This window comes from Nonomuraea sp. 3N208, from assembly GCF_052245935.1.
Classification (GTDB): domain Bacteria; phylum Actinomycetota; class Actinomycetes; order Streptosporangiales; family Streptosporangiaceae; genus Nonomuraea.
In genome coordinates this window covers 1-1,853 of record NZ_JBQQBR010000133.1, presented here as the reverse complement: position 1 = coordinate 1,853, position 1,853 = coordinate 1, and the positions used below count along the sequence as shown (strand labels likewise).

2 protein-coding genes are annotated in these 1,853 nt (G+C 71.4%); one reads left to right on the top strand and one right to left on the bottom strand.

The features are described 5' to 3' along the window. A partial coding sequence (locus ACTWPT_RS59820) for a TrmB family transcriptional regulator (protein ID WP_443186447.1) occupies positions 1 to 520 on the bottom strand: 520 nt, incomplete at its 3' end. A 91-nt stretch (positions 521 to 611) separates the two neighbouring features. Between ACTWPT_RS59820 and ACTWPT_RS59815 the strand changes: the two genes are divergently transcribed. Further along, a partial coding sequence (locus ACTWPT_RS59815; RefSeq protein WP_443186446.1) for a S8 family serine peptidase occupies positions 612 to 1,853 on the top strand: 1,242 nt, incomplete at its 3' end.

Genomic DNA, 1,853 nt, shown 5'->3' with positions numbered 1-1,853 from the left:
CCGGCACGTAGATGGTGCGGTAGCGCACGCCGTTGCGGAGCAGGTCGGTCTGCAGCGGGTTGTGGTAGTCCAGCACGTACGGGGGCCGGTCGAAGGTCAGCACCTCCTCCTTGGCCTCCTGCTGCAGCCTGACGTACCAGCGGGCCTGCTCCTCGGGCCCGGCCAGGACCTCGAACTGCCCGCTCCCCTCGGGGTCCGTGCCGACGGTGCGGAAGGCCGCCTCCAGTTCGTCGGCCGTGTCGGTGAGCTGGTCCAGCTCGCTCTGCATGCCGCGGACCAGCGAGCGGATCGCGGTGCCCGGGTTCGTCGCCGTCCAGCGGGGTGAGCGCCCCCACAGGCGGCTGACCAGGCCCTTGGCGCGGAGCCTGCTCAGCGACGACTGGATGCGCCCCGCGCTCTCGCCGCTCCTCATGACGAGCTCCTGCACGGTGATGCCGGGGCAGGCCAGCACGCACCGGTAGACATGCTCATCGAACGCGCTGATGCCGACGATCTCCAGCGCCCGGCCGTCTTCTAGCATGGCCCCGATCTTGGCCATTTCCGGCAGTTGCCGCAATAGGCCACAGGAACCACCTTGTCCCCAAAATTCACTGGCAGTTAGAAAGCGGGGTGTGCAACAGAGAATCGCCATTCTGGGCGCCGTGATACTGGCCGTCACAACGGCCGCCGTACCGGCTCAGGCGGCACCCACCCCGCCCCCCGCCCAGTTAGAGCCCGCCAAGACGATCACCCTCATCACCGGGGACAAGGTCACCCTCCGCGCGCTCCCCAACAAGCAGACCCAGCTCGACATCGCTCCCGCCCCCGGCCGGGAGAAGATCAACTTCGTGCACCGCCGGTCCACGGATGGGCTCAGCATCGTGCCCGTGGACGCGATGCCCCTTCTGGCGGCGGGCACGCTGGACCCCCGGCTGTTCAACGTCACCAAGCTGGCCGCGCTCGGCTACGACGACGCCGCCAGCCCCGGGCTCCCGCTCATCCTGACGTACCCGGAGCAGGCCGACACCGCCACGCTCAGGGCCGCGGGCGGGCGCCCGCTGCCCGCGATCAACGGCGTGGCCAGGAACGAGCCCCGTACCGGTGCGCTCTGGAAGACACTGACCGCGCAGGCCAGGACGTCGGCGACGCCCGCGAAGATCTGGCTCGACGGCAAGGCCAAGGTGTCGCTCGACGTCAGCGTCCCGCACATCGGCGCGCCCGCGGCCTGGGCGGCCGGCCACACCGGCAAGGACGTCCCCGTCGCGGTCCTCGACACCGGCTACGACCCCGCCCACCCCGATCTGCAGGGCCTGGTCGCCAAGGCCGAGAACTTCACCTCCGAGCCGGACACGCGCGACCTGCACGGCCACGGCACCCACGTCTCCTCCACGATCGCCGGCTCCGGCGCCGCCTCGGGCGGCAAGCACAAGGGCGTCGCCCCCGGCGCCCGGCTGCTCGTCGGCAAGGTCTGCGACCAGAGCGGGTTCTGTCCCGACTCGAGCATCATCGAGGGCATGACGTGGGCGGCGGAGAACGGCGCCCGCGTCGCCAACCTCAGCCTCGGTGGCCCTGACGCGCCCGGCACCGACCCGCTGGAGCAGGCCGTCGACAACCTCACGGAGAAGTACGGCACGCTGTTCGTGATCGCCGCGGGCAACGACGGGCCGCAGCACCTCGGCTCCCCGAGCAGCGCGGACAGCGCGCTGTCGGTCGGCGCCTCCTACCGCGACGCCGACACGGTGGCCAACTTCAGCAGCACCGGCCCGCGCCCCGGCGACGCCGCGGTCAAGCCGGACCTGATCGCGCCCGGCGTGGGCATCGTCGCCGCCAGGGCCGCCGCCGGACAACCCGTTGAGGACTCCTACACGGAGATG